Raw genomic sequence first — 25,370 nt, 5'->3', positions numbered from 1 at the left:
CTCTAAAATACAAAACGCCCGATGAAGTTCATCGAGCGTTTTAACTAAAAGTGTCAACCCATATCAGGACGGGTCACTCAAAGTTGAAAAGAGTTGTTAAATCTGATGTTGAACCCCATTGATAGTTTTGAATTGGGTTATTCATTCTGAAGAAAGCTGGTAACTGTTTCATTCGAGTGCCTTACCCCCATTTATGTGGGGGAGGGTGTGATTAACTATTAAAGGTATGACTGTTTTATTTTGATGATAACTTTCTCGATACTTGACGGTTGGTTATCGAGCGCTATCATTGGTCGGTGCCAAGCGCCGGCAGGGAAATAGATGAGTTCACCTTCGTTAAGGGTGATGAAAACTTCGCTTGGGCTAATAGATTTCAGCTCGCAATCATTTTCGAATGTATTTTCGTTCATAAATGCTTTAGAAGCCGGCTCAATAGAGAAACCGATGTTTTCTTGGCCTTTGAGAACGATATGCACGTCAGCGTAATCTTTGTGGACCTCTGTTAGAGAGTTTTCCATGATTCGTGTTTCGCCATTCACACGGTTTACGAAAAACTCTTTACCGTCGATCTCATGAACGCCCTCTTCAAGTTTAACAAGGTCTAGTTGTAGTGCTTGTTTAATCAGTTGACTTAGGCGTTCGTTGTCTAGGTCGTTTGTATTGGAAATCTTGATCATCTTAGTTACCAGAATAGTTCGTGTTTGTTGTCTAGACGCATTATTGCTTCGAAGTAGAAATAATCGCCGTAAGGTAACATTGCGCGTTCTTCATTGCGCTTAACGAAGTAGGCACCGAAGTCGAGAAGACCTTGTGCTTTCTCGTTGTCGAATAAAGCGCAATTTTCAGTTAGACCATTTACCATTTTAGTTGCAATATCTTTATATAGTGTGCTGTTTTCGTCGTCGTATTGGGTCCACGCAGCTAGACCTGCTGCCATGATTGCTGTTGCAGATGAGTCAATGATTTCACCGCGATCGTCAATTGGTGCAGTGTAATCCCAAGGGCAAAGGTACTTATCGTTTAGGTTCACGATGGCGTACTTGATAACTTTTTGCGCTGCGATTAGGAATCTCTCATCTTTCGTATAGCGATAGATTTGAGAAAGGCCATGGATAGCCCAAGATTGACCGCGAGACCAGCATGAGTCATCCGAATGACCTTGTAGGGTTTCCCCTTTTATTGGTTTTTGCGTTGCTGCGTCAAACTGGAAAGTGTGGAAAGTGCTCCCATCTTTGCGGATCAGGAGTTCTGTTGCTGTAAGTGCATGAGAGAATGCTACGTCATAGTAAGATTGGATACCGGTCTCTTGATGTGCCCAAAATAGCAATGCTAGGTTTTCAAAGCTATCGATTAGCATACGACCTGCAGCCAGTTCGTTGCGGTTTTCAATGTTAATGTCAGTCAATGGCCAAGCTTGCAGGAATTTACCGTGACATTGATACATTGAGCGTAATGCGTCGGCGGCTTTGATGCCTAACTTGCGAGCATCTTTGTCGCCTGTCATTTTGTAATCAGCGACTGATGATAGTGAAAACAGAAAGCCCATGTCGTGGTTAATGAGTTCTGGATCGTTTAGTGTGTGCTCAAAGAAGCCTTTTCTCATACGTGCCTGGTTAGCAAACTTTTGATCGCCTGTTAGTAAGTATGATAGCCACAGTTCGCCAACATAAAAGCCTGCCACCCAATAACCTTGTTCACACATGCGCCAAGTTAGATCTGGATTGCCAAGTTTAGGGTTCTCATTACCAATGTTGATAATGTTGTCTGAGATTTTCTTGATGATTTTTGATTTCAATTCATTCATTACATTAGTCCAAAGAATTTAGGTAGTAGAAGGCTGATGTTAGGGATGTAAGTCACCAACATTAGTGCGATAAGTAGTGCGAAGAAGTAAGGTACTAGTTTTTTGATTACTGGTTCAACGTCGACATTAGCAACAGATGAGCCCGCAAACAGTAGCGTGCCTACCGGTGGCGTACAAATACCTAAAGAAAGGTTGAACACCATTAGTACACAGAAATGAACAGGGTCCATGCCCAGTGAGGTTGCTACCGGCATTAGGATTGGCGTAAAAATTAGGACGGCTGGAGTTGCATCCATGAATGTGCCAATTACAAGTAACATTACGTTAATAACAAGCAGTACTAGAATTGGATTAGGAATGCCGTTTAGGAATTCTTTAACAAGGTCTGGGATTCCTGTGAAAGCGAAAGACCACGACATGATGCCTGATGCTGCAATCATAAACAGTACTGGAACTGAACCTTTTACTGAATCAATGATAACTGTCCAGTAGATGTGTTTTGGTGCACGGTATGCAACGGCAAGGATGATGGAATATAACGACGCTACTGCACTTGCTTCTGTTGCTGTGAAGATACCTGAAAGGATGCCGCCCATAACAATAAATACAAGCATCAATACAGGGACTGCTTCTAGCGTGATTTTGAACCCTTCCTTCAGCGTTGGCATTTGAGTCACCGGGTAATTGTTTTTCTTCGCGTAGAAGATGGCAACAACCATACAAGCTAGGCCCATAAGTAAGCCAGGGAGGTAGCCAGCCATGAATAAAGCTGAGATTGATGTGCCGCTAACAAGTGAGATGATGATAAATAGGCCACTTGGTGGGATGAGCATGCCTGTCGGGGCTGAAGCTATGTTAGTCGCGGCAGCGAACGCTCGGTCGTAGCCTTGTTTTACTTGAGTGTTTGTTAGCGTCGTACCCATGGCAGTAGCTGAAGCAATTGCCGAACCTGAAATGGCGCCAAAGATCATGTTGCCTAGAATGTTGGTTAATGCCAATGCGCCAGGAATGAAGCCGATTAACATTTGAGAGAAGTTAATAAGTTTGTCGGCTATACCTGCTCTGTTCATCATATTGCCGGCAAAAATGAAGAAGGGAAGGGCGATTAGAGCAAAGCTATCAAGTCCTGAAAACATCTTTTGTGTTGCAATGAACACTGAGCTCTCAAGAGGAATGAATGGGGTGATGGAGAGAAGCGCTGCCAGTACCATTGTGATGCCGATAGGCACGCCAAGGACAAGAAGAGTGATAAACGTAACACCGAGTAATGTTACAGAAAGCTGCATTACATCCATTATTTATCTCCTTGTTTAGTGATGGTTTCTTTGATTTTGTAAAGGCAAATAAGTGAACATATGACGCCAGAAATAATGAATGTTGCGTAGATAACCCCTAGTGGTAGTCCCAGGATTGGTGAGATTTGAGTCATGTTCGATATGGTTGCGATGTACCCGCCATAACAAAAAACGCCAACATTGAAAATTAAGGTAATTATCTGAATGAACAGTTTATTTAAGCTTTTGGCGGTGCCTTTAAGTGAATTGCTCACAAGTTCCATGCCAAAGTGCATGTCGTTTAAGGTAGCGTATCCGGAGCCTAGGATTACCAATACGATAACCAAAAAGCGTAGGGATTCATCAGTAAACGTTGCGGGGTCGCTTAGGACGAATCGAGTGAATACTTGCCAGATGGTTAGGAATAGCATAAGGATGAATATGCTTCCTAAGATCAGTTCGTAGCCTTTATTGATTTTCTCTTTCATGGACAACTCGTGCTATTGGATCATTAAAAAAGGGGCCTTAGCCCCTTTATAGGTTGGTGCTTATTTTGCTGCGTCGATTTCTTTCAGCAGGGTTTTTGCGTAATCGCTTTCTGCTTCAAGTTTTGTGTACAGAGGTTGCACTTTTTCAATGAATGGTGCTTTATCAACTTGGTTGAATTTCACCATGTCGCCAGCTTCTTCTACTGCGTGATCAACCGCTTTTTGTGCAAGTTTTACTTCGTATTCAGATGCTTCTTTTGCAGCGCGCTCTACGATTGCTAGTTCTTCTGCAGACAGCTTAGCTTTTGCTGTTTTAGAAATAAGAATGAACTCAGGGTAGTTGAAGTGCTCGTCAAACGAAAAGTAGCTGGAAACGTTGCCGTGACCGTGTTCTGTTAGTGCTTGAGGAGCGTTTTCTGCGCCGTCAATAACTCCTTGCTGTAGAGCTGAGTAAACGTCGCCCATTGGTAGTGGCGTTGGAGATGCACCTAGAAGGTTCATGGTGTCAATCGCCATTTGAGAGTTCATTACACGAATTTTTAGACCAGCTAGATCTTCTGGTTTAGTGATCGCTTTTTCTTTGGTGTAGAAAGAGCGTGCGCCAACAGTGAAGTATGTTAGGGGATAAATGCCATCTTGCTCCATTGCGTTAAATAGCGTCTTACCTGCGTCACCGTTTAGAGCGCGGATCATGTGATCTGTGTTGTCAAAAACGTACGGTAGCGTCACTGGTTTTACTGAGTCAGTGAAGCTGTCTAGGGTTGCTGAGCCAACACGAGCCATGTCGATAACGCCTTGGCCTAGTTGTTCGATATTCTCGCGTTCTGTACCAAGGATGCCGTTAGAAAAGATTTTGATGGTAACTTCGCCTTCAGAGTACTCGTTTACTTTGTCTGCAAAGTAGTAAAGACCTTTAGAGTTTGGAACACCTTGTGGCATCGTGTCAGCTAGGCGTAAAGTCGTTGCGTAAGACCCCATTGAAACCGTAGAAGCAATAAGAGCGGAGATGGTTAGCAGTTTAGTTTTTAGTTTCATGTTGATCCTTCTTTTAAACTATTTGTTTGAGTGTTATTGGTTGATAAATTATTTCATTTGGGGAAGCATCGCAGCGCCGATCACGCCACTTGAATCACCATGCATTGCTTTTACAACGTGAGTATTTGTTTTTTTATTGAAGGTGTAGTTTGAGATTTTGCTCTCAATCATTGGGTAAATCACATCTTGATTTGAAAGGCCGCCGCCAAGAACAACCATTTCCGGGTTAATTACATTGACTAGGTTTGCAATGATTCTAGCAATTTGGTCGGTTAGTAGTTCAATGTGTGATTTTGCGTCAATGTCACCTTTAGCTGCTTGCTCGAAAATCTCTTTCGTGCAAAGCGGGCGGTATTTTTCTGAAAATGTTCTTTGGAATCCAGTTCCTGATACGAAAGACTCGTTGCAGTTCAGAGACCCGCAGTAGCATTCAACTTCTCTACCATCAATTTGTGGACTGAAGTGAGGGAGAGGGTTGTGACCAAGTTCGCCACCAAGTCCGTCATTACCTTCAATAATGGTCTTATTTAGGATTACGCCACCGCCACACCCGGTTCCAATAATGATTGCAACACAGCTCGATTCTGCTTCACGTGCCGCGCCCGTTTTGAATTCAGAAATTGCTAAGCAGTTTGCGTCATTAGAAATTTTTACCGGAAGTTTTGGAAATATCTTGCTGATATCACTTAAGAATGGCTTGTCGTTCAGATAAAGAATATTAGCACCCTGCATTAGGTTAGTTTTCTTGTTAACTGAGCCGCAACAGCCAATACCAATAGATTTTACGTTGTTGTTAATGAGTGCGTTTATTACGCTTTCAACGGCAGTAATAAAGTCAGAATAGTTACTTTTGGGAGTCGGAACTCTGAGTCGGTCTTCGACTGTTAGTGTGCTGGCATTAACCAGCACACCTTCAATTTTAGTTCCGCCAATATCGAGACCAATTAGCATAGACCTTTCTCAATTAGTTGCTCTAGCTTAGCCATGCTCTCTATTGATACAGAATTTAGAGGGCGACGAACATTCGCGTTTTTGATGATACCTTTCGCTTGTAGAACGTATTTTAGTGAAGGAATAACACCACCTTCTACTAATGTATCGATAACTATATTTGCTTCACGTTGAAGCTCAGTCGCTTTAGAAACATCATTGTTTAGCATTGCTTTGTAGATATCAGCGATGCGGTTTGCTTGAACGTTGTAAGTAGAACCGATGCCGCCTTTCGCACCAACAGCAAGACCTGAAACAAGGATTTCATCAAAACCGTTGTATACCGTTGTTTCTGGGTTGCAGCGTGTGATCTGTTCCATTTGGTAAAGGTCTGCAGAAGTTTGCTTTAGTGCTATAACACCCTCAAGGTTGATGAGTTCTTCAATTTGATCTCCGGACAGGTTAACACCAGCGAATGCAGGGAAGTTATACACAACCATTGGTTTTCCTGACGCTTGGATAATGTCTTGGTAGTGTTTTTTAAGTTCGTTGAAACCTATTGGGTAGTAAAAAGGTGTTACCGCAGATATTGCATCATAGCGAGTGTCAGCAATAGAGCGAGCAAGTGTCTCTGATTTTTTAGTAGAGATGTCGCCGATGTGTGCGATCAATTTTTTGTCTTTACTTGCGTCTTTAGCCGTTACCTTGAGAGCTTCAATGCGTTCATCAGTAGATAAAAGAAATGCTTCAGCAGTGGAACCGCCGACATATAGACCATCTACGTCAGTACTACAATTGAATTCTGTCAGTGACTTCATGTCATCAAAGTTGATGCTTTCATCGTTATTGAATGGTGTAAGTGTTGCGACAAATAGGCCATTAAGATTCATTCTAACTTTCTCTTGGGTATGTTCGTTTATGGAAGTCATTATAAAGATCGATTTATCAAACGCAGTGACAGGTATCACAATTACGCCATTAACCTGTTATACCAGTATGCCTTGAGATGCTTGTGACTTTGTACTAATATGTATTTTTAGGAGCGTAATGGAACACTTTTAGGTGTGTCGTATTGGATATTTAGGCTTTGTAAAACTATAAATAGGATACTTGATGAAGTCGTTGGATATTAAACCAATGAGAAAGCAAAAGCTTTCTGATGCAGTTGCAGATGAATTAGAACGATTAATAGTGACAAAGACTCTTAAAGAGGGCGATACCCTCCCTTCAGAGCGTGATCTTATGTCTTCATTTGAAGTGGGACGCCCTTCAGTGAGAGAAGCGCTCACGAAACTTTCTCAAAAAGGTTTAGTTTCAATTAAAAGCGGTGAAAAAACACGGGTAAGTCGTCCCAAAACAGAGACTATTCTTTCTAATGTATCTGGTTTAGCAATTGGACTACTTGCTCAAGATGAGGAGAGAAGTCAATTCGAACATTTAAGACAGGTCCTTGAGGTTTCCGTTGTTCGAGAGGCTGCAAGAGTACGAACACGTCAAGATCTTGAGAAGCTGGAAGCGATATTAGAAAGAAACAGGTTGTGCTGTGAAGATTATGATAGTTTTGTTGATACTGATATTGAATTTCATTTGACCATCATTTCGACACTTAACAACCCAATGCTGACAACTTTATATAATACGTTGATTTCTTGGCTGATGAAAACAAGAAATTCAGTCGATTATGTTCCTTTTCATAAACGAAATTATGAAGAGCACGTAACTATATTTGAAGCGCTCAAGTCGGGTGAAGCAGACAAGGCAGAGCAAGCGATGAAGAATCACCTCAATACTGTAATGAGAATTGAAACTAGTTAGAACCCGTGCTACCTGTAGTTTTGCATTAGGACAATTTTATGAGATTAACTCGTTTAAAAGAAGTGATGAAAAGGGTTGGTTCAGTTTAGTAAATCGACCATCTGTAAAATGATGGATAATGGAGTGTTTCCACCATGTGTATCCCATAGTGAGCAGGCCTCAGCATAGGTGGTACATGAAGTAGACAAGTGGATAGAGAGCCGAGCAGAGAAATGACATGAGCCAGTAGCAAAAGCTGCTGGCTTTATGCTGTTTAGAAAGTTGATGATTAGAATAAAGAGGTCTTGCTTCAACTACTTAATCTTAATCTTGGTAACTGCATCTTTAATTAATTGGCCTAATTCTCCCCATTGCTCATTATCAATAAGAGATGTTGGTACCATCCAAGTACCACCACATGCAAGTACTGCTGGAATTGATAGATAATCATCAATGTTTATTAAGCTTACACCTCCAGTAGGCATAAATTTTACAGGATAGACCGCTGTTAGTGCTTTCAACATGCCAACACCACCTGATGGTTCAGCGGGGAAAAATTTCAATGTTTTAAGGCCGAGTTCCATTGCTTGTTCAACTAAGCTTGGGTTGTTAACACCTGGAATGATTGGCATATTCTTTTGTTGACAATATTTAACTGTTGTAGGGTTGAAACCAGGACTTACGATGAAATCAACACCAGCACCAACGGCTTGATCAACTTGCTCTGATGTTAAAATCGTACCAGCACCAATTAACATGTCGGGATAAGCCGCTCGTATAGCTTTAATTGCACCCACAGCAGCTACAGTGCGAAAAGTGATTTCCACACAAGGCATGCCGTTTTCCATTAATGCTCTTGCAAGAGGAAGAGCATGTTCAACTTTATTTAGTGCAATTACTGGAATTATTTTTAAGCTGGCAAGTTGTTGATCTAAATCAGACATTTTAAGTCCTTAAGTATTGTAAGCTGATCATCAGGTGACCAGATTTTAGAAACAAATCTTTGTAAATTTCATTATTACTTACCCAAAGTAATTGACGTTGCTGCAAATCGATAAGTGAATAAGGCTCTATGGTGGTAGCTTATTCATAACTTCTCTTTATAGAAATAAGGACAGAGAACACTGTCAATAAAGCTGCAACTTCAAGTACAAAGAGTGTATTTATAAGTCAGTATCAGGCATTGCTTCATTTGGAATAATCGCACCATGATATTGGATAACCGTACCTGCTACTTTATGCCCTGATTTGGCAGAGACTTTTGCACTATGGCCATTTAAACGCTTAGCTAAATAGCCAGCACTAAATGAGTCACCCGCTGCAGTAGTGTCAACCACTTTGTTAACTGGTTTTGTCGCAACGTATTGAATGCTATCTTCCTCTACAACAACACAATCTTTACTACCACGTTTAATTACAATCTCTTTAACACCTTGACCTTTAGTACGGGCAATGCATTGTTCGATATTGTCGTCACCAAATAGATCTTGTTCATCATCGAATGTCAGTAAGGCAATGTCACAGAACGATAGTATTTTAAGATACTCTTGTTGGGCTTCTTCAGCTGATGCCCACAATTTTGGACGGAAATTATTATCAAAAATAACCTGACCACCATTGGCTTTGAGTTTTCCAAACAGTCTGAATAATCGCTCTCAACTTGGTCAAACATGTATTTTGCCGCGGCATCATTTCGCCAATAGTAGAAGCTGCGCTCCCCTGTCGCATTAGTTTCAATGTAATACATACCTGGTTGCTTATCTTGCAAGCGAAATATATGCGAAGTATCAATGCCTTCTTGTTGCCAGTTATCTAGCATATTTTGGCTAAAACCTTCACAACCGAGAGCAGTAACATAACTGACCTGCATCGATGTATTTTGAGTTAAACGCGACAGGTAAAGAGCGGTATTGAGTGTATCACCACCAAACCGCTGAGCTAAACCACCGTCTGACTTTTGCAATTCAATCATACATTCGCCAATCGCGGCAATATTGAACTTTTCCATTAGCTCACCATCATATTCTTCCGATATTACGACGAAAAATCGACACAAAAGCCTGCGCTTTCGCTTCAATTTCAACATCTGACATGTTTGGTTTATATAAAGCCGAGCCTAAACCAAATCCTACCGCTCCAGCCTCCATAAATGGATACATGCTATCTTCTGTCGCATCAATACTACCAACAGGCATACAAGGTGTACCTTCAGGCAATACTGATAGTAATGCTCTAAATCCGTCTAAGCGTAGAGCTGAAATAGGGAACAATTTCAATCCAGTGGCACCTGCAGCTAACGCATCAAACGCTTCCGTTGGCGTAACGACACCAGGGAATACCGCACAACCTGCCGCTCGACTTATCTGAATTACCTCAGGGTTCATATTGGGTGTTACTACTAAGTTTGCCCCAGTTGCAATCACATCTTGCGCTTGCTTGACATTGGTCACGGTGCCCGCACCGATAAGCATGTCGTTAAGGTCAAAGTGTGTTACTAAGAGGCGAATACTTTCTAATGCATTTGGGCTATTTAATGGCACTTCAATCATGCTAAAGCCCTGCAATTTCAATAATGAAGCAACGCGTACCACATCATCCGGCTCTATGCCTCTTAAGATCGCAATAAGAGGTAAGTGCCGGCTTAAATCAAAATATTTCATGAATACACTCCTTGATTTTTTGAATTCCAGTAATAAAACACATATCTCCTTCAAATGTTTGAGCTCGAATGCCTAGTAACTGACAGGCATGTAAATATCGTTCACTAAGGTTTTCGCCACCGACAATATAAACTCGCTCATTGACAAACATCAGTTCATGACCAATCAGCAGGCCAGAAATGAAACTGTGAACATGGTAAGGAGCAATGTTGTTAAACAATAAATGGGTGCGAGCAGAAAATATTTGCGTCAATAAAGAATGTTTGTTTTGAGCTTGTAAAACCCCCCGCTCAAACGTACCTCTATCTTCTATTTGCTCGGGTAACGACTTACCTAAGATAGAATGTTGCACCAGTAGAGAGAACATTTCTCCAGTCATATAAGTCGAAAGTTGGGTGATATTTTGCTGCTCAATCGACACATGTTTACTGTGAGTACCGGGTAATAAGGCATAAAACGCGTCTTGGTCGCACAAACTTTGCAGACCAAAAACTTGAACTTCTTCCCCACGCATTACATCGATAATGCCAGTCGTGTCAGTATGACTTACACCAGGAACAATATAAGCTGGCGCCCCCCAAGGTAGGGTAAAATGGTGCAGATTATCCGCTAGTGAAGTAATAGAAGCTTCTGTTTCGACATAACCGGCATCAACCCAGCCATTAGCAGAACCAACCATGCCGGCCATAAAAATTGGGTAGGTTTGATAATCATCAAGCCAATTGACTAATATTTCAGCCAGACTATCTGCGAATCGCCTCTCCTCGATACTCAGTAATCCCATTTTTTTTTCAATTTTATCGGTACATTGTCCAGCATGAGTTATCGCAAATGCACGAAAATTAGTTGTGCCCCAATCAATAATCAAATATTCAATATCACTCATATGTAAACCTCAAAAGGCCACGTTACATGACCTTTTTGTTTTTATTATGCTTATGCTACTTTTTCTGCGCGAGCTTCAGCTTGAATATCAGACTCACCAGATTCCATCGCTTGACGCTGTTTATTGATGATCGCCAATGCTTCTTTATCTGACACTGTGTTAGCTGGTGTGAGTAATGTCATAATCACCCCACCGACAAGTGCAGCAATCACGGAAGGAATAGATGGGTTCCCCCAATAAGCACTCCAATCAGCATTCAAGATAATGCTTACAGAACCAATAGAAGCACACACTAAAGTAGCAATTGCACCCTGCCAGTTATAACGTTTCCAGAAGCGACCTAAAATGCCACATACAAACATACCAGACATGACTGTCGCAATCATTTTGGTGATATAGCTAATGATGTCGTTTGAAGTCAATGCAAACAGTAAGGCAATACCGATAACCGCAACTAAAGCAAAGCGAGAGTATTGAATCGCCTTCTCTTTGGGTGGCACTTTACCTGTAACCATACTCCACACATCACATAACAGGATAGATACACCGGCAATCGCATCAGAGCTTGCGCTCGACATAGTTGCAGACAGACCAGCAATCAATACAATCAACGCCACACCGACTGGCAATACCGTTGCTGCTAAGAATGGGAAAGCAAAGTTACTGTTTTCTAAACCTGGGTCAATCACGTGAGCAGCCATACCAATAATGGCTGGGATGATAGAAAACATCAGATACAAAACACCAGAAAGAATGAATGACTTTCTTACTGTTGATACATCTTTAGCTGAATAAATACGCTGACGGTAAGATGGAGTAGCCAATACGCCGACACCAACTACAAAGGCCAAAGAAATAGCAGGCCAGAAACCCAGTTTATCAATGGCTAAGAAACTGATCGCAGCAGGATCGATGCCGTTATATAGATTCTCTAAACCACCAATATAGTCAACTGCGAATACAGCCATCAAGATAAAACCAAAGAATAATATCAAGGCTTGAATGGTGTCTGTCCACACAACTGCGGTATAGCCACCAATTACAACATAAATAGCAAACGCGATAGCAATTAAAATTTTCGCAGTATTTAAATCAATATCGGCAATCCAGGCGAGATATAAACCACCACCAAGAATATGTGCGCCTAACCAACCAATAGAAGCAACAAAAATTAAAATGCCTACGACATTTTTAACTAGCTTATTACCGCCAACATAATAAGAAAGCTCTTCACTCATGGTCATGAATTTTAATCTACGTACCGGTGCAAAAATAAAAGCCAATAATAAGATGCCAATGGCACCACCAACACCGTAAAGTGCTCCAGCCCAACCATTTGAGTAACCAAAGCCGACCGCCCCCATACTAGATCCGGTGCCAACCATGGTGGCAACCGTTGTACCTAGCACCAAGAATAAAGGTAGGCCACGGCCACCTAATAAAAAGTCTTCACCGGATTTTTGTTTACGTGAAACAAACCATCCAAGCCAAATACAAAAAATCACATATATTGCAAAGCCAGAGAGAAACAGTGTACTGTGCATATTAACCTCCGTGTTTTTTAATTCACGTTTATTTAATTATAAAAATCAGAGTGTAGGAATCCAAAGGCTCAAAGAATGAGCCTTTAATTATTTGATTTAAATTATCTTTTTTGTTTGATTATTTAACTTTGTAACAAGTCAAATCAACTTCAACTTTTACATCAACTACTAAATCAGCTACCATACAAATACGTGCAGGTGGGTGCTCTCCAAAATACTCTTTAAATACTTTATTGAACGATTGGAAATAACGCGAGTCGGTTAATACTACTTTCATGTGAACAATATCTTCTTTGCTATAGCCAGAATTGACCATGATGTCCAAGCAGTTTTCAATCGCTAATTTAGATTGTTCAATAATACCACCTTCAACGACTTCACCATCTGTCATTGGTGTTTGACCAGAAACGTATAACCAGCCACCAGCTTCAACTGCATTTGAAAATGGTAAGTGTTGACCACCCGTACCTGATTTACCTTCTGGACCGTAACGTGTAATTGACATGTGAGTTACCTTTATGTTGTCTTAATATGAAGCACGACGAAGAAATTGTCCGTAACGCTTTGATTGAATATTTTTGTGTTGGTAAGCCAAGCCACCATTTACAAAAACACTATGAATACCTTCGGCTTTTCTCTTAGGCTCAGAGAACGTTGCCACATCTTTAATGGTGCTAGCATCAAAAAGGACAATGTCTGCAAATGCCCCTATTTGAATAACCCCGCGGCCAAGTAAGTTGAATCGTTGAGCTGATTTACCTGTCATTTTACTTACCGCTTCTTCAAGTGAGAATAATTGCCTTTCACGTGAATAGAAGCCAATGACTCGTGGGAAAGCCCCCCATAAGCGAGGGTGTGGGTGAGGATCATTTGGCAAGCCATCAGAGCCAATCACCGAATGCTTAGATTGCAATACACGTTCCACATCCTCTGGGCACATATTGTGATACACTGCACCTGCAGGTTGCAGCATTTTTGCTGTTTCCATTAAGGTTTGATTGGTTTCCTCGGCAATTTGATGCAAGGTTTTTTGTGCGTGTTCTGGGTGAGTTTCCGACCAAGTAATAAATATCTCGAACTCATCCGTCACTTGCTTAAGATCTAATGTGGAAGAACTAGCTGAATAAGGGTAGCAATCGCAGCCCACATTCTGCTTTTTTGCGGTGTCATCAAGTAATTTAAGTGTTTCGTTGGTTCTACCCCAATTGCCAGCTCCGGCACATTTCAGGTGAGAGATCACAACGGGTACCTTATTCACACGGCCCACTTTAAATGCCTCTTCCATAGCATCTAAAATCGGCTCAAATTCAGAGCGCATGTGAGTTGTATAAATAGCTTGATGTTCCGTTAACTCAGTGGCTAACTCTTCCACTTCACTCGAAGATGAGTCAAATGCTGAAGCGTAAGCAAGTCCAGAACTTAACCCTAAAGCCCCCTCTTGTAATGACGCTTTTAATTGTGAACGCATCGCTAAAATTTCTTGTGTATTGGCAGGCCGATACAAGTCATTCATTGCGTTATTACGTAATGTTGTGTGCCCTATCAATGCCGCTACATTGACCGCAGGTTGAGCTTGTTCTACCGCTTCAACGTAATGCTTGAATGTCGGATATTTAAAATCTTCTTTACTACCAAGAAGATTCATTGGATCTGGCGGTAGATCTTGTAAATCAGCAGGAGAAGCGCTGATACCACAGTTTCCGACAATCACAGTGGTAATACCTTGGGTGATTTTAGGTTCACACTCAGGTTCACGAATCACATTGGTATCATCATGAGTATGAACGTCAATGAAACCAGGTGCAGCTGTTAAACCTTTACCATCAATAACAATTGCAAAGTCATTTTCTAAACCATTGCCAATGCGAGCAATCTTATCGTTAACAATTTCAATATCAGACAAAAACCGAGGCGTTGCCATTCCATCTACTACAGATACATTTTTGATTAAATACGTCGTCATCTGAATGCTCTTTATTTAAATCTAATCACCGAGAGGCTGGCGATCGCCTCCTAAGCGATGATTGTCAAGGTTAATTTTGATTCGCCTTAATTTGTCTCTCGAACGTTGCTTTTGCATCACCGCTAATCGGTAAGCCAATATATCGATTGCAACCATCATGGCGTAACGCGAAGTAGAAGGTTTATAAATAAAATCCCCTTCCTCGTTTAAAATCTGTAAAGTTACATCGCTGACTTTGGCCAATTCTGAATCAGGTTTTGTAATGGCAATGATCTTGGCGCCATATTGTTTGGCGATAACCGCAGCATCTATGATTTCTTGCGTGTAGCCCGATGCCGACATCACTACAAATACATCGTTTTTATCAATGGTGGAAGCTACCATGCGACTTAACAAACCATCGTTATAAGCGGTAACCACAAAACCTAATCGGAATAACCGAAATTGTAGTTCTTGCGCCATAATGGTCGAGCCACCCCCCATTCCAACACTTAATACTTGTCTTGAGCCGACAATCAATTCACATGCTTTATTTAGCGCATATTCTGAGATGGCATTGCGGTTGGCATGAATAATATTCTTTGCACTTTCGTAAATACCTCCAATACCACTTTCATCTGGTTTTTCATAGATAAAACGCTGACCAATGGCTAACGATTTAGTGATTTTCATTTTGAGCTCTCGAATATTCCGGCAGCCTAATGTCTTACTAAATCGTGTGACTGAAGCCTCACTAACTTCCGCTTGCTCTGCCAACTCGGTAATACTGGCACTAGCGGCAAATTCCAGATCATCAATAATCGCGTGAGCGACTTTTTTTTCTGTCCCTTTTAATTCCGGATAAACCTCATTTATTCGAGAGACAATATCGATTTCAACATTCATAACGAGTTCCAAACTGTGGGATCAGTATCCCTTTACTTTGACTATATTTCTGTGAGATAAAACTCATAAAGAGAGATTATTTATGAAAATTTCTGTCAGAAAAATTTTAACTATCAGTTAAACTTCAGCAAAATCAAACATTTACATAATGATTGAAAATACATGAGAATAAAATAATGCAATATAAATATGAAAATAACAACCAAAAAGAAACAATGAAAAGTCAAAAAGGTATGCCTGCTATCTATCATGAAGACTATGGTTATAGCTTAATAAACGAAGAAGTGAGCTTGCCTTGTGCAACGTTGAAAATGAGCGCAATCGAAAATAACATTGCTTGGATGAAACACTTCGCTGAAACCTTTAATGTTCAGCTCGCGCCTCATGGTAAAACCAGCTTAACTCCGGCCATTATCAGCAAGCAACTCGCCGCAGGTGCATGGGGTATTACCATGGCGACCATTCAGCAAGCCTATGTCGCTTATCAGTGCGGAGCTAAAAATGTCATTCTAGCCAATCAATTAGTTGGAAAGTCGAATTTTGAACTTGCTCATCAATTGATCACACAAAGCGATTGTCAACTATATGTCTGTGTCGATTCATTAAAAAATGCTCAAGCACTGGCTGAATTTTTTGTTGATAAGAACAGCTCTCTTAACGTATTACTTGAATTTGGAGTCGAGGGCGGTCGTTGTGGTGTCCGAACAGCAAAGCAAGCCATTGAACTTGTCACTTTCATCAAAAACACTGATTCCCTTTCTCTACAAGGTATTGAGTTTTATGAAGGCGTCATTCATGGAGACAATGAAGAGCAAGAAATCCGCGACTTGTTACAAGAAGTGTCGAGGTTAGCTCTCGAATACCAACAACAAGCCCTCTTTGATACTGAGCAGCCAATTTTAACTGGCGCAGGCTCTGCTTTTTACGACTTAGTTACTGAGATGATGGCTAGTATTCCGGATTCGTTTAATAAAATCATTCGCCCTGGTTGCTACATATCTCATGACCGTGGTATTTACCAAACAGCACAAAGTTTAGTCCGTGAACGTTTAAGCCGCTCAACTGTATTAGCAGAAACATTACCAGGTGATTTGATATCGGCTATTGAAGTGTGGGCTTATGTACAGTCTCGCCCGGAAGTCAATAAAGTCATCGTAAACGTAGGTAAGCGCGATGTCGCATTTGATGCGGATTTACCGATGCTTGAGCGAGTCTACCGTGATGGTCAGTTGATTACTTTTGATACCTCTAGCATTACAACAACCGCAGTAATGGATCAACATATGTTTATGCAGGTGGAAGCCGATTGCCCATTAGAAGTGGGAGATATACTGGTACTGTCAACTTCTCACCCATGTATCACCTTTGATAAATGGCGCTACGTTGCTCTTACCAACGATCAAGACCAAGTTACAGAATGGGTTAAAACGGAATTTTAATTAGTCGATACAGCGCCAGTATGAATCAAATGGAAAATATTCATTTCAACAGTGTTTTTGCATAGATATTGCCATGTGGTGGCACAACAATTAGGTTGTGTCATTCACGTTTAAAATCATAAGGAAAAGAGTTATTTCAATTCCATGTTATATATTCAAGGCGCCACTCAAGGGCTACATCACTGCCAGTGCTTGCACGGCCGATTATTACGTTGAAGGTCATGAAGATGAAATGCTGGATAGAACCGCAGAGGAAGGTGATATTTAAGAGTTTTAGCGAGTGCACGGCATTGTACGTAACTTCATTTAGGATAAAGCACCATACCATCTATGCGACGATATTGGTGTTGATTGATAGTCGTAGCCTTAAGCCTACACTTCGTTATACAACAACCAACTGGAAGTGATATAACCAAATCATTTACTAACTGCGCTTCTTGACCATTTGAATTAATGAAGAGAAAAATAAAGGAGGGGGCGAAAAGCACACAGAGTAAGTATTGGAGGAAACAACGGCTCAGTGATTTAGCCATCACGATCATTATGATATGAGCTGTTTCTATTTCACTAAGAGCGCTGTACGAATTTATCGACTTTATATTCCTACTTGCCCATACACCATTAAGTGTGGTTAAAAATTAATCATTTCTGCTACTTCAGGGGTGATATGGCTTACTGGGGATTCCATTTTATTCTCCTTTGAATAAATTAGATTGGATATTTCCTAGAGTGATATATATGTGAAATTGTTTTGGATGGATAACAATTAAACGGATATTTGTACTGTTTAATTGCTCGGGGAGTTGTCTTAATATAACTTATGGGTGAGAATGTGAATCGATATCATTGGTATAAGGTATTTAACCTAGTTTTTGCTCAGGGAAAGAGGAATTGAATTTAGTGAATAATCTAATGCCCCGTACCCTTATCCGTACCTTTTGTGTTTTTATCTATCGCTCTAATGTGTTTAAGTTGTTGTTATTTAAGCTCTAAGGGCACGCCAGCTTCCATGTGATGAGTATTTGGAAGCTATATTACTTTAAGCTGCTTTGTTCCAGTAACCGAAAGGCTACCTTGCGCAGCTTGATCTATGTGACCACTCCACCAGCTCATCATTGGTCGGCGACGATCTAAGTAATCAGTACGGTTGTAGGCGCTGCGAACTTGGTTGTCATCAACATGGGCTAGAGCTGATTCAATCAAATCTCTATCAAAACCTTGTTCGTTTAGTGTGGTACTCGCTAGCGAACGTAAGCCGTGACTAACTAACCTCCCCGCAAACCCCATACGTTTGAGTGCCATATTAGCTGTTTGGCTATTACATGGCTTCTTAGGGTCTCGGTCTGAAGGGAATATAAACTCTCTGCGCCCACTGATTGGCTTCATTACTTCCAGTAACTCAAGCATTTGCTCTGTTAAAGGAATACGATGTTCTCTGCGTTTTTTCATTCGCTCTGCTGGAATGGTCCAAATCTTCTCATCCCAATCAATTTCTTCCCAGCGAGCTCCAGAGGCTTCACTAGGACGTGTTATTGTGTGAAGTTGCCATTCAATCAGGCAGCGCGTTGTACGTTTGATGCTGGCATTAGCGATTGCTCTCATAAGTTCAGGTAGCTCTGCAGGCTTTAGGGCTGCCATGTTCTCTTTCTTGGGCTTTTTGAATGCAGCTTTGATACCTGTTAGTGGGTTGGCTTGCACGAGTCCACAGTTGGTCGCATAGTTCATTACTTCGTTGAGGCGCTGAGCAAGACGTTTGACGGTCTCTAAGCTGCCTTTGGCTTCAATTGGCTTGAGAAGCTCTATAACTTGCGGAGCGTTGATTTCACGGACGGGTACATCAGATAGGTGAGGGAATATGTGCAACTCAAGAGAGCGCCATATATCGACGGCATAGTCGGGAGTGACATCATCTTTTTTGATTTCAAACCACTTGGTCGCCACATTGAGGAAGGTGTCTTCATGAACAGCTTTTAATTCTTGCTGGTGGCGCTTTCGCTCTTCTTGAGGGTCTATGCCTTGAGCTAGGAGTTCTTTCGCTTCCATTGTCAGCTTGCGAGCATTGGCCAAGGATAGGTCAGGGTACTTGCCGAGACTCAGGTTAGCTCGTTTGCGATTGGTTGGCCGATAGTAATTGAGTATCCAGTGCTTTGAACCATTCGGTTTGATGCGCAAGCGAAGTCCTTCGCCATCGAAAAGGTTGTATTCCTTATCGGTTGGCTTTGATGCTTTGATTTCCTTGTCGGTAAGGCGTGTTGTTGTTTTTGCCATTGTGGGTACACCATATTGAACTCTTAAATTCAGTGTACCTTGTGATGTACCTAAAGATCAAAGAAGTCATGGGATAGTATAAGACGCCAAAGTACGCTAAGTCATTGATTTTACGTTGTTGTAGGCACAAAAAAAGACGCCCTAGGACGTCTTTAAATGTAGATTTGGTGGAGCTGGCGGGAGTTGAACCCGCGTCCAGAAACCATTCATCATTGGTACTACATGCTTAGTCGATCTTTAATTTCACCACCAACCTGCGAACCGACACGCTAGTTAATGGCTAACCTGAATTATAATTCGCCGTTCATCTCTCAGGTGGGAAAATCCGGGCTAGCGCGTTTGGGTTTGATCTCTCGTTATTCCCCGTCTTACGTGCGGAAGCTAGGGCGAGAGAGCTCTGAGCAGGTTATTAAGCTGCTAGTGCGTAGTTTTCGTCGTTTGCGACTATTTTTTTGCGGCTTTTTACGTGGCCAACCGCCCCACGGCATGCACCTCAGACTGCAAAATTCCTGTCGAATCCTAAATCAGCCCCAAAGTGTTCCTTGCATAGTACCAGAAAAGCTTACGCTGTCTAGCTTTGCAAGTTTAAGTGGTCACTATTAACGCAAATTACTCTTCATAATTCGTGCTTTATCGCGAGCCCAATCTTTTTCTTTAAGATCAGCACGTTTGTCGTGAAGCTTTTTACCTTTCGCAACACCGACTTTGAGTTTCGCCCAAGAGCGAGACCAATAAAGTGCAGTCGCTACTAATGTCATACCATCACGGTTAACCAAACCAATAAGTTTGTCTAGTTCACGACGGTGCATCAGTAGTTTACGAACGCGAGTCGGTTCAGCCACGATGTGTGTAGATGCTTGGTTAAGTGGAATGATAGACATGCCACTGATGTACGCCTGACCATCACGGATATAGACGTAACTTTCTGCGATATTAGCTTTGCCTTGGCGAAGTGATTTTACTTCCCATCCTTGCAGCTCAATGCCAGATTCAATTTCGTCTTCGATGTGATATTCGTGGCGAACTTTTTTGTTCTGAGCGATGGTATTGCTACCCGCTTTTTTCTTTGAATTCTTCTTTACCATAATGGAGTCATTATAAGGTCTGTTTTTGGATTAAGGAAAGGCTTTTATGTGCTTGATTGATAAATTAGCAACAAGGGTGTGTGCTTGATTATGACGAAACGTAAGGTCGAGTAACTTGAGCTAACTCAAGGTAAACAGTAGAATCGGAGGCAGCCTTTTATTTTGAGGAAATTTTATGCAACAAGTGACGCGTTCAGCATTGGTGATGTTTAGTGCTGATCAAATGTTTAACTTGGTCAATGATGTTGACAGTTACCATGAGTTTTTGCCTGGTTGTTCTGGCTCTCGAGTTTTGGAGTTATCGAACTCAGGTATGGTGGCGTCGGTCGATGTATCAAAGGCCGGGATCAGTAAAACCTTTACGACAGCGAATACCTTGGTGCATGGCAGCGAAATTTTCATGGAATTGGTCGATGGTCCATTTAAGATGTTGAAGGGCGTTTGGTCCTTTATTCCTCTTGATGATCAGGCCTGCAAAGTGGAGCTGAAGCTAGAGTTTGAATTTTCGAGCAAAATGATTGAATTGGCGTTTGGTAAGATTTTCCACGATGTGACTAGTAATATGGTCAATGCATTTACCAAGCGTGCCAAAGAGGTGTACACCTATGAGTGCTGATAGTCAGCTTATCCATGTCGAAGTGGTGTATGCACTACCTCACGAGCAGCGCGTGTTTCAACTGGTTGTAAATCACGAGTCAACGGTCGAAGAGATCATTCAAAAGTCAGGCGTTTTAGCGGTTTATCCTGAGATTGATCTTGAAAACAATAAAGTGGGTGTGTTTAGTCGTAATGTTAAGCTGGACGCGACAGTACGAGATAAAGACCGTATTGAAATCTATCGTGCGTTGCTAGCTGATCCGAAAGAAATTCGACGTAAGAGAGCAGAGCAGGCCAAAATGGCTGGAACCGCTGACCCAGTTACTGGTGGAAAACCTGCTGCGCAGAGAAAGTCTGAATCTACATCCAGTTAGTGGTGACGTTTAAAAGACTCAAATAGAAAAGCTCGCTAAATGCGAGCTTTTTTGATGTCTAGTTTAGGCTTTCGTAGAACTGGTCACTGGCCTCATAATCGCCAGAGATACTGGTGAGAGTGCCTGTTGCATCGAAGTTGGCAACCAGATTACGTTGCACTGGATCATCGTGACCTTTCGTTGCATGGTAAATGTAATACCAAGTATTTGGGTAGCCATTTTCAATCAGCATAGGTGAGCCAAGTACGAAACGAACTTGTTCTTTTGTCATGCCGAAGCGTAGCTGTTCAACAGCCGTTTGCTCAACAAAGTTACCTTGGTTGATATCGATACGATAAACGATTTTTTCGATCACTGAACATCCTGTCAGCATCGTGAGCGCGAGTGGTAATGCGATAAACCACTTTTTTAATTGCATAGCTTTAATTTACGACTTTGATTTTTGAGACTGCAAAGATAATAAACAAGGATGAAGCAGAAGTAAAAACTTGTCTGTCTTAGATTGTAACTAGAGACGCTATTTTATGAGTTAGCTTACAATCCTTGTTTAAAAAAACAATCCGATGGAACTATCGTGAAGTCCCGCAATCACGCCGCAATTAATAGCTCTTTCGCATTGGCCAGTGTGCTATCGGTAATCTGGCTACCGCCCAGTAACCGTGCTAATTCACTGATGCGTTGTTGTTCGTTTAGCGTCAACATACTGGTCTCAGTTTTGTTGGCTTTGGTAGTTTTCGTAACAAACAGCTGTTGATGGCCATGGCCCGCAACTTGAGGTAAGTGGGTAACGCACAGTACCTGAGTTGATTCTCCGAGCTTACGTAACATTTTGCCTACGACTGCTGCTGTTGGACCACTGATACCCACATCTACTTCGTCAAAGATGAGGCTAGGTGTGTCAACTTTTTGTGCAGTAATGACTTGAATCGCGAGTGAGATTCGAGATAGCTCACCACCAGAGGCTACTTTCGCGATTGGTTGCATTGGTTGACCTGGGTTGGTGGAAACAACGAATACCACGTTATCCATACCTGTTGGTGAAGGATGCTCTTGCTGGAAATCAACAGTAATGGCGAACTTGGCCTTCTCCATGCTCAATTCATGCATGCTTTGTGAGATCAATTTGTTGAGCTCTTTCGCGTAGCGTCCACGAGATTTACTTAGCTTTTCACATGAGCGCACGTAAGCGTCGAAATGTGCAGAGACTTCTTCCTCCATTGCCGCTAACTTTTCATCGGAGCAGTCTAGTGCTTCAATTTGCCCCAGAAGATCTTGATGATGTTGGTACAGCTCTTCGGGCATCACATGGTGTTTTCGAGCCAGAGACATAATCTTTGAAAAGCGTTCTTCTACATAGGCCATACGTTCAGGGTCAACATCAATCTTATCAAGGTAACTGCGCAGCTCGGTATTGGCCTCCTCTAACTGAATCATGGCTTCTTCAATCATATTGGGTAGGGCAGTCAATTCGGTGTCTAACTCGGCAAGTTGAACCAGTTTACTGCTCACAGTTTGAAGCATACCTAATGCATTGACTTCTTCACCTTCATAGATGATATCAATGGCTTGCTGACAGGTGATTGCCAACTCTCCGCTATTTGATAGACGTTTATGTTCTTGTTCTAATTCGGGAAACTCTTGTTCGCCAATCGCTAGCTCATTAAGTTCTTTTATTTGGTACTCTAAAAGTTGAAGCTGAGCGAGGTTATTAGCACTGTTTTCTTTTAATTGGGAGAGTGCAATATCGGCACTGCGCCATGCTTGGTATTTATTGCGAACTTGTTGCAATAAATTAGTGTGACCAGCGTATTGATCTAGCAGTGACAATTGGTAATCGCTTTTCATCAACTGGTGATGAGCGTGCTGACCATGGATGTTGATTAGAAGCTGCCCTAGAGATTTTAATTGCGATAACGGAACAGGGCTGCCGTTGATGAAGGCACGCGAACGACCTTCTTTGGTAATGGTGCGTCTTAAAATACATTCAGTGCCATCAAACAAGTCATTATCTTCCAGCCAACGTGTTGCTTGTTGGTTGTTTTCGATAACAAAAGCCGCGGTGACTTCGGTTTTATCTTCACCAGCGCGAACGGCTCCTGCTTCCGCTCTGCCACCTAAGCAAAGTCCTAGTGCATCAATCGCAATCGATTTACCTGCGCCAGTTTCACCGGTGATGGTTGTCATACCTGTACTGAGTTCTAACTGCAGAGATTTTACAATGGCAAAATTATTAACACTTAGATGAGACAGCATTTTTAGTTACCTGTTTAAATGAACATTACTGTATGTAAATTCAGTATATACTGTTTCTTTATACAGTAAAGTTGTACAGGTGTTTTTTTATGTGATTGAACGCACTGTTGTTGAATTTGTCGTCAATGTTAACGCTAGATACGAAAACCCCAGCATTATGTGCTGAGGTTCATCAATATGATTTTTAAAACAATTTGCTTGACCAGCCAAGCTTGTTTCTTAGGACGTGGTAATAGCTATAGTCTTTAGGGTGAATCAGTTTCAGGCGATTTGGGCTTTGGTAAATATGAATCTCGTCACCTGGTGAGACAGGTAAGGAGATTTGCCCGTCACAACTGACTTCTTGAGTGCCTCGGTTATCGGGGGAGACAATCAGCTTAATGCGACAATTTGCATCGACAACCAAAGGGCGACTAGAGAGAGTGTGAGGAAACATCGGCACCAGCGAAATCGCATTTAGGTTTGCGGACAGAATAGGACCGCCTCCTGAAAGCGAATAGGCTGTTGAACCCGTTGGTGTAGAAACGATTAGCCCATCAGAGCGTTGGCTAAATGCAAAGGTATCATCTATGTATACCTCAAACTCGATCATATGTGCGACTTGTCCAGGGTGAAGGACTGCTTCGTTGAGAGCGGCATTATGACTCTTTATCTGGCCATGACGATGAATTTCGGCTTCAAGAAGAAAGCGCTCTTCTTCACGAAATTCCCCTTGAAGTACGGCCTCAAGAGAGGTTTCAAACCCTTCTGGATTTAAATCGGTCAAAAACCCTAAGCTACCTCTATTGACGCCAATAACCGCAACATCGAAGCGCGAGAGAACTCGTGCTGCTCCGAGCATGTTACCGTCACCTCCAACCACAATGGCTAGATCAGCTTCACGTCCAATACGGACTAGGCTAAAAAAGTGTTGTCGTGGGATATCGACGAGAATGTCGATAAGCCGGTCGTCCACCAATACTTTGTAGCCTTTAGAGGTGAGCCAGTGAAACAGTTCTTTATGGGTCTGAACGGCTTTCTGTGCTCTTGGTTTGCCTATGATGGCGATCACCTCAAAGGGTTTTTTCATATCACTTCCAAACTAATAGTGCTTGAATCACAAATCTTCATCCCCATAATATACCCAAAGTATGTATATATGCAGTGTTTGGTATGATTTTGATCCAAGTTTTATGGGCAAGTCATATTCTACATTGCCTTGAATTGAGTATTCCGGAGAAACCATGAGCAACGAAGAAAATAAGGTAAACCAAGAAGAGCTGCACACGCAAGAAGCGGAAGCGAAGCAAGCTGACGCTGATGTAGTTGGTTCTGACGCTGATGTTGAGTGGAACGAAGAATCCGAGCAAGATATTCAAGAATCGAAAATTGCTCAACTAGAAGCAGCTTTGCTAGCGAGTGAATCGAAAGTAAAAGAGCAGCAAGATGCTGTGCTTCGTGCAAAAGCAGACGTTGAGAACATGCGTCGCCGCACAGAACAAGAGATCGATAAAGCACGTAAATATGCACTGAATAAGTTTGCTGAAGAGTTGCTTCCGGTAATTGATAACCTTGAGCGCGCTATCGCTGCTGCTGACACAGAGAATGAAGCGGTAAAACCGATTGTTGAAGGCGTAGAGCTAACTCACAAAACGTTCGTTGATGTGGTAGCTAAATTTGGCTTGAAAGAAATTAACCCTGAAGGTGAAGCGTTCAATCCAGAGCTGCACCAAGCGATGTCTATTCAGGAAAGTGCTGATCATGAACCTAATACCGTAATGTTTGTTATGCAAAAGGGTTACGAGCTAAATGGCCGCGTGATCAGACCAGCTATGGTAATGGTGTCTAAATAACAAGCAAACAGTTAGGGATTGACACTAGAGGTTTATCCCGCTTGTTTTTGATTTATAGAGAAATGAAGCCTTATGGGCTTCATTTTTTTTAGTTATTTGTTCTAATTACCTTTGAAAAAATAGGTGATAGTATTTTAAATTTTGGATAACAAAATGTAAAATTAATGCTTTATTTTGAGCTTCAGATCTGTAAGATGCCCTGAGCTTTCTACTAATAAGAAAGTAAATAACTATAAAAACACAGGGACTAAACACAACA

Annotated in this window: 24 protein-coding genes, 1 other RNA gene and 2 pseudogenes; 6 read left to right on the top strand and 21 right to left on the bottom strand. The window is 41.7% G+C overall.

Annotated elements, in window-relative coordinates; translation table 11 throughout:
- Positions 1 to 218: 218 nt before the first annotated feature.
- The 7 genes from MMA19_RS19250 to MMA19_RS19220 are packed head-to-tail and all read right to left on the bottom strand — an operon-like array spanning position 219 to position 6,460.
- On the bottom strand, positions 219 to 677 hold the full coding sequence (locus MMA19_RS19250) for a YhcH/YjgK/YiaL family protein (RefSeq protein WP_240206990.1): 459 nt from the start codon (positions 675 to 677) through the stop codon (positions 219 to 221).
- 5 nt (positions 678 to 682) lie between these two features.
- Positions 683 to 1,804: a glycoside hydrolase family 88 protein gene (locus tag MMA19_RS19245; protein ID WP_240206989.1), complete on the bottom strand. Its 1,122-nt coding sequence runs from the start codon at positions 1,802 to 1,804 to the stop codon at positions 683 to 685.
- Positions 1,804 to 3,099 carry a TRAP transporter large permease gene (locus tag MMA19_RS19240; RefSeq protein ID WP_240206988.1) on the bottom strand — a complete coding sequence of 432 codons (1,296 nt, stop codon included), beginning with the start codon at positions 3,097 to 3,099 and terminating at the stop codon, positions 1,804 to 1,806. The genes MMA19_RS19245 and MMA19_RS19240 overlap by 1 nt, the downstream gene beginning before the upstream one ends.
- Positions 3,099 to 3,566, bottom strand: a complete 468-nt coding sequence (locus MMA19_RS19235; RefSeq protein ID WP_240206987.1) for a TRAP transporter small permease — start codon at positions 3,564 to 3,566, stop codon at positions 3,099 to 3,101. Before MMA19_RS19235 ends, MMA19_RS19240 begins: the two co-directional genes overlap by 1 nt.
- 60 nt (positions 3,567 to 3,626) lie before the next feature.
- Entirely contained in the window at positions 3,627 to 4,601 is a 975-nt protein-coding gene (locus MMA19_RS19230; RefSeq protein WP_240206986.1) for a TRAP transporter substrate-binding protein, read from the bottom strand.
- Between the two features lie 48 nt (positions 4,602 to 4,649).
- Complete coding sequence (locus MMA19_RS19225; RefSeq protein WP_240206985.1) at positions 4,650 to 5,552, bottom strand: ROK family protein; 903 nt, start codon at positions 5,550 to 5,552, stop codon at positions 4,650 to 4,652.
- Complete coding sequence (locus MMA19_RS19220; RefSeq protein ID WP_240206984.1) at positions 5,546 to 6,460, bottom strand: N-acetylneuraminate lyase; 915 nt, start codon at positions 6,458 to 6,460, stop codon at positions 5,546 to 5,548. Before MMA19_RS19220 ends, MMA19_RS19225 begins: the two co-directional genes overlap by 7 nt.
- A 184-nt stretch (positions 6,461 to 6,644) precedes the next feature.
- Here MMA19_RS19220 and MMA19_RS19215 point away from each other — a divergent pair, with 184 nt between their 5' ends.
- Positions 6,645 to 7,346 (top strand): FCD domain-containing protein, encoded by a 702-nt coding sequence (locus MMA19_RS19215; RefSeq protein ID WP_240206983.1) that lies wholly within the window; start codon positions 6,645 to 6,647, stop codon positions 7,344 to 7,346.
- 293 nt (positions 7,347 to 7,639) lie between these two features.
- Here the strand turns inward: MMA19_RS19215 and MMA19_RS19210 are convergent, their stop codons facing one another.
- The 8 genes and pseudogenes from MMA19_RS19210 to MMA19_RS19175 all read right to left on the bottom strand — a co-directional run bounded on the left by MMA19_RS19210 (position 7,640) and on the right by MMA19_RS19175 (position 15,263).
- The gene (locus tag MMA19_RS19210) at positions 7,640 to 8,269 is read right to left on the bottom strand and encodes a bifunctional 4-hydroxy-2-oxoglutarate aldolase/2-dehydro-3-deoxy-phosphogluconate aldolase (protein WP_240206982.1); all 630 of its coding nucleotides are present in this window, start codon (positions 8,267 to 8,269) and stop codon (positions 7,640 to 7,642) included.
- Positions 8,270 to 8,488: 219 nt separating this feature from the next.
- Positions 8,489 to 9,333: pseudogene (locus MMA19_RS19205) on the bottom strand (sugar kinase).
- Between the two features lie 10 nt (positions 9,334 to 9,343).
- The gene (locus MMA19_RS19200) at positions 9,344 to 9,985 is read right to left on the bottom strand and encodes a 2-dehydro-3-deoxy-6-phosphogalactonate aldolase (RefSeq protein ID WP_240206981.1); all 642 of its coding nucleotides are present in this window, start codon (positions 9,983 to 9,985) and stop codon (positions 9,344 to 9,346) included.
- On the bottom strand, positions 9,972 to 10,871 hold the full coding sequence (locus MMA19_RS19195; protein WP_240206980.1) for a 2-dehydro-3-deoxygalactonokinase: 900 nt from the start codon (positions 10,869 to 10,871) through the stop codon (positions 9,972 to 9,974). The genes MMA19_RS19200 and MMA19_RS19195 overlap by 14 nt, the downstream gene beginning before the upstream one ends.
- Positions 10,872 to 10,921: 50 nt before the next feature.
- On the bottom strand, positions 10,922 to 12,415 hold the full coding sequence (locus tag MMA19_RS19190) for a sodium:solute symporter family protein (protein WP_240206979.1): 1,494 nt from the start codon (positions 12,413 to 12,415) through the stop codon (positions 10,922 to 10,924).
- 118 nt (positions 12,416 to 12,533) lie between these two features.
- A complete protein-coding gene (locus tag MMA19_RS19185; RefSeq protein ID WP_240206978.1) occupies positions 12,534 to 12,920 on the bottom strand; it encodes a RidA family protein in 387 nt (128 codons plus the stop codon).
- A gap of 21 nt (positions 12,921 to 12,941) precedes the next feature.
- Positions 12,942 to 14,378 (bottom strand): D-aminoacylase, encoded by a 1,437-nt coding sequence (locus tag MMA19_RS19180; RefSeq protein WP_240206977.1) that lies wholly within the window; start codon positions 14,376 to 14,378, stop codon positions 12,942 to 12,944.
- A 21-nt stretch (positions 14,379 to 14,399) separates the two neighbouring features.
- Positions 14,400 to 15,263: a MurR/RpiR family transcriptional regulator gene (locus tag MMA19_RS19175; protein ID WP_240206976.1), complete on the bottom strand. Its 864-nt coding sequence runs from the start codon at positions 15,261 to 15,263 to the stop codon at positions 14,400 to 14,402.
- Between the two features lie 215 nt (positions 15,264 to 15,478).
- Between MMA19_RS19175 and MMA19_RS19170 the strand changes: the two genes are divergently transcribed.
- A complete protein-coding gene (locus tag MMA19_RS19170; RefSeq protein ID WP_240206975.1) occupies positions 15,479 to 16,702 on the top strand; it encodes an amino acid deaminase in 1,224 nt (407 codons plus the stop codon).
- A 133-nt stretch (positions 16,703 to 16,835) separates the two neighbouring features.
- A pseudogene (locus MMA19_RS19165) lies at positions 16,836 to 16,940 on the top strand (type VI secretion system tube protein Hcp); the annotation flags it as partial.
- 791 nt (positions 16,941 to 17,731) lie between these two features.
- Here the strand turns inward: MMA19_RS19165 and MMA19_RS19160 are convergent.
- The 3 genes from MMA19_RS19160 to smpB form a co-directional block, all read right to left on the bottom strand.
- Positions 17,732 to 18,970, bottom strand: a complete 1,239-nt coding sequence (locus MMA19_RS19160) for an integrase domain-containing protein (RefSeq protein WP_240206974.1) — start codon at positions 18,968 to 18,970, stop codon at positions 17,732 to 17,734.
- A 165-nt stretch (positions 18,971 to 19,135) separates the two neighbouring features.
- Positions 19,136 to 19,502, bottom strand: a transfer-messenger RNA (tmRNA) gene (gene ssrA, locus MMA19_RS19155).
- 67 nt (positions 19,503 to 19,569) lie between these two features.
- Positions 19,570 to 20,055, bottom strand: a complete 486-nt coding sequence (gene smpB, locus MMA19_RS19150; RefSeq protein ID WP_006072527.1) for an SsrA-binding protein SmpB — start codon at positions 20,053 to 20,055, stop codon at positions 19,570 to 19,572.
- A gap of 175 nt (positions 20,056 to 20,230) precedes the next feature.
- Here smpB and MMA19_RS19145 point away from each other — a divergent pair, with 175 nt between their 5' ends.
- Positions 20,231 to 20,671: an SRPBCC family protein gene (locus MMA19_RS19145; RefSeq protein WP_006072526.1), complete on the top strand. Its 441-nt coding sequence runs from the start codon at positions 20,231 to 20,233 to the stop codon at positions 20,669 to 20,671.
- The gene (locus MMA19_RS19140; protein ID WP_107307153.1) at positions 20,661 to 21,026 is read left to right on the top strand and encodes an RnfH family protein; all 366 of its coding nucleotides are present in this window, start codon (positions 20,661 to 20,663) and stop codon (positions 21,024 to 21,026) included. The genes MMA19_RS19145 and MMA19_RS19140 overlap by 11 nt, the downstream gene beginning before the upstream one ends.
- Positions 21,027 to 21,084: 58 nt before the next feature.
- On the opposite strand, the gene bamE is transcribed toward MMA19_RS19140, so the two are convergent.
- The 3 genes from bamE to nadK form a co-directional block, all read right to left on the bottom strand.
- Entirely contained in the window at positions 21,085 to 21,444 is a 360-nt protein-coding gene (bamE, locus tag MMA19_RS19135) for an outer membrane protein assembly factor BamE (protein WP_240206973.1), read from the bottom strand.
- Between the two features lie 170 nt (positions 21,445 to 21,614).
- Positions 21,615 to 23,279, bottom strand: coding sequence for a DNA repair protein RecN (gene recN, locus MMA19_RS19130; protein ID WP_006072519.1), 1,665 nt, complete (start codon positions 23,277 to 23,279; stop codon positions 21,615 to 21,617).
- A 184-nt stretch (positions 23,280 to 23,463) separates the two neighbouring features.
- Entirely contained in the window at positions 23,464 to 24,348 is an 885-nt protein-coding gene (gene nadK, locus MMA19_RS19125) for an NAD(+) kinase (protein WP_006072517.1), read from the bottom strand.
- 154 nt (positions 24,349 to 24,502) lie between these two features.
- Here nadK and grpE point away from each other — a divergent pair, with 154 nt between their 5' ends.
- The gene (grpE, locus tag MMA19_RS19120; RefSeq protein WP_006072516.1) at positions 24,503 to 25,111 is read left to right on the top strand and encodes a nucleotide exchange factor GrpE; all 609 of its coding nucleotides are present in this window, start codon (positions 24,503 to 24,505) and stop codon (positions 25,109 to 25,111) included.
- Positions 25,112 to 25,370 lie beyond the last annotated feature (259 nt).

Origin of the sequence: Vibrio sp. CyArs1, assembly GCF_022432925.1 — a bacterium.
Classification (GTDB): Bacteria; Pseudomonadota; Gammaproteobacteria; order Enterobacterales; family Vibrionaceae; genus Vibrio; species Vibrio mediterranei.
This window is presented reverse-complemented; position numbering and strand designations above follow the sequence as displayed.

Excerpts from the sequence above, each read along its gene's own strand:
- MMA19_RS19250 (WP_240206990.1), bottom strand. The coding sequence starts at position 677 with ATGATCAAGATTTCCAATACAAACGACCTAGACAACGAACGCCTAAGT.
- smpB (WP_006072527.1), bottom strand. The coding sequence starts at position 20,055 with ATGGTAAAGAAGAATTCAAAGAAAAAAGCGGGTAGCAATACCATCGCT.
- MMA19_RS19225 (WP_240206985.1), bottom strand. The coding sequence starts at position 5,552 with ATGCTAATTGGTCTCGATATTGGCGGAACTAAAATTGAAGGTGTGCTG.
- MMA19_RS19245 (WP_240206989.1), bottom strand. The coding sequence starts at position 1,804 with ATGAATGAATTGAAATCAAAAATCATCAAGAAAATCTCAGACAACATT.
- MMA19_RS19190 (WP_240206979.1), bottom strand. The coding sequence starts at position 12,415 with ATGCACAGTACACTGTTTCTCTCTGGCTTTGCAATATATGTGATTTTT.
- bamE (WP_240206973.1), bottom strand. The coding sequence starts at position 21,444 with ATGCAATTAAAAAAGTGGTTTATCGCATTACCACTCGCGCTCACGATG.
- MMA19_RS19160 (WP_240206974.1), bottom strand. The coding sequence starts at position 18,970 with ATGGCAAAAACAACAACACGCCTTACCGACAAGGAAATCAAAGCATCA.
- MMA19_RS19170 (WP_240206975.1), top strand. The coding sequence starts at position 15,479 with ATGAAAAGTCAAAAAGGTATGCCTGCTATCTATCATGAAGACTATGGT.
- MMA19_RS19235 (WP_240206987.1), bottom strand. The coding sequence starts at position 3,566 with ATGAAAGAGAAAATCAATAAAGGCTACGAACTGATCTTAGGAAGCATA.
- MMA19_RS19175 (WP_240206976.1), bottom strand. The coding sequence starts at position 15,263 with ATGAATGTTGAAATCGATATTGTCTCTCGAATAAATGAGGTTTATCCG.
- MMA19_RS19145 (WP_006072526.1), top strand. The coding sequence starts at position 20,231 with ATGCAACAAGTGACGCGTTCAGCATTGGTGATGTTTAGTGCTGATCAA.
- MMA19_RS19230 (WP_240206986.1), bottom strand. The coding sequence starts at position 4,601 with ATGAAACTAAAAACTAAACTGCTAACCATCTCCGCTCTTATTGCTTCT.
- grpE (WP_006072516.1), top strand. The coding sequence starts at position 24,503 with ATGAGCAACGAAGAAAATAAGGTAAACCAAGAAGAGCTGCACACGCAA.
- MMA19_RS19220 (WP_240206984.1), bottom strand. The coding sequence starts at position 6,460 with ATGACTTCCATAAACGAACATACCCAAGAGAAAGTTAGAATGAATCTT.
- MMA19_RS19240 (WP_240206988.1), bottom strand. The coding sequence starts at position 3,099 with ATGGATGTAATGCAGCTTTCTGTAACATTACTCGGTGTTACGTTTATC.
- recN (WP_006072519.1), bottom strand. The coding sequence starts at position 23,279 with ATGCTGTCTCATCTAAGTGTTAATAATTTTGCCATTGTAAAATCTCTG.
- MMA19_RS19185 (WP_240206978.1), bottom strand. The coding sequence starts at position 12,920 with ATGTCAATTACACGTTACGGTCCAGAAGGTAAATCAGGTACGGGTGGT.
- MMA19_RS19140 (WP_107307153.1), top strand. The coding sequence starts at position 20,661 with ATGAGTGCTGATAGTCAGCTTATCCATGTCGAAGTGGTGTATGCACTA.
- MMA19_RS19195 (WP_240206980.1), bottom strand. The coding sequence starts at position 10,871 with ATGAGTGATATTGAATATTTGATTATTGATTGGGGCACAACTAATTTT.
- MMA19_RS19180 (WP_240206977.1), bottom strand. The coding sequence starts at position 14,378 with ATGACGACGTATTTAATCAAAAATGTATCTGTAGTAGATGGAATGGCA.
- nadK (WP_006072517.1), bottom strand. The coding sequence starts at position 24,348 with ATGAAAAAACCCTTTGAGGTGATCGCCATCATAGGCAAACCAAGAGCA.
- MMA19_RS19215 (WP_240206983.1), top strand. The coding sequence starts at position 6,645 with ATGAAGTCGTTGGATATTAAACCAATGAGAAAGCAAAAGCTTTCTGAT.
- MMA19_RS19200 (WP_240206981.1), bottom strand. The coding sequence starts at position 9,985 with ATGAAATATTTTGATTTAAGCCGGCACTTACCTCTTATTGCGATCTTA.
- MMA19_RS19210 (WP_240206982.1), bottom strand. The coding sequence starts at position 8,269 with ATGTCTGATTTAGATCAACAACTTGCCAGCTTAAAAATAATTCCAGTA.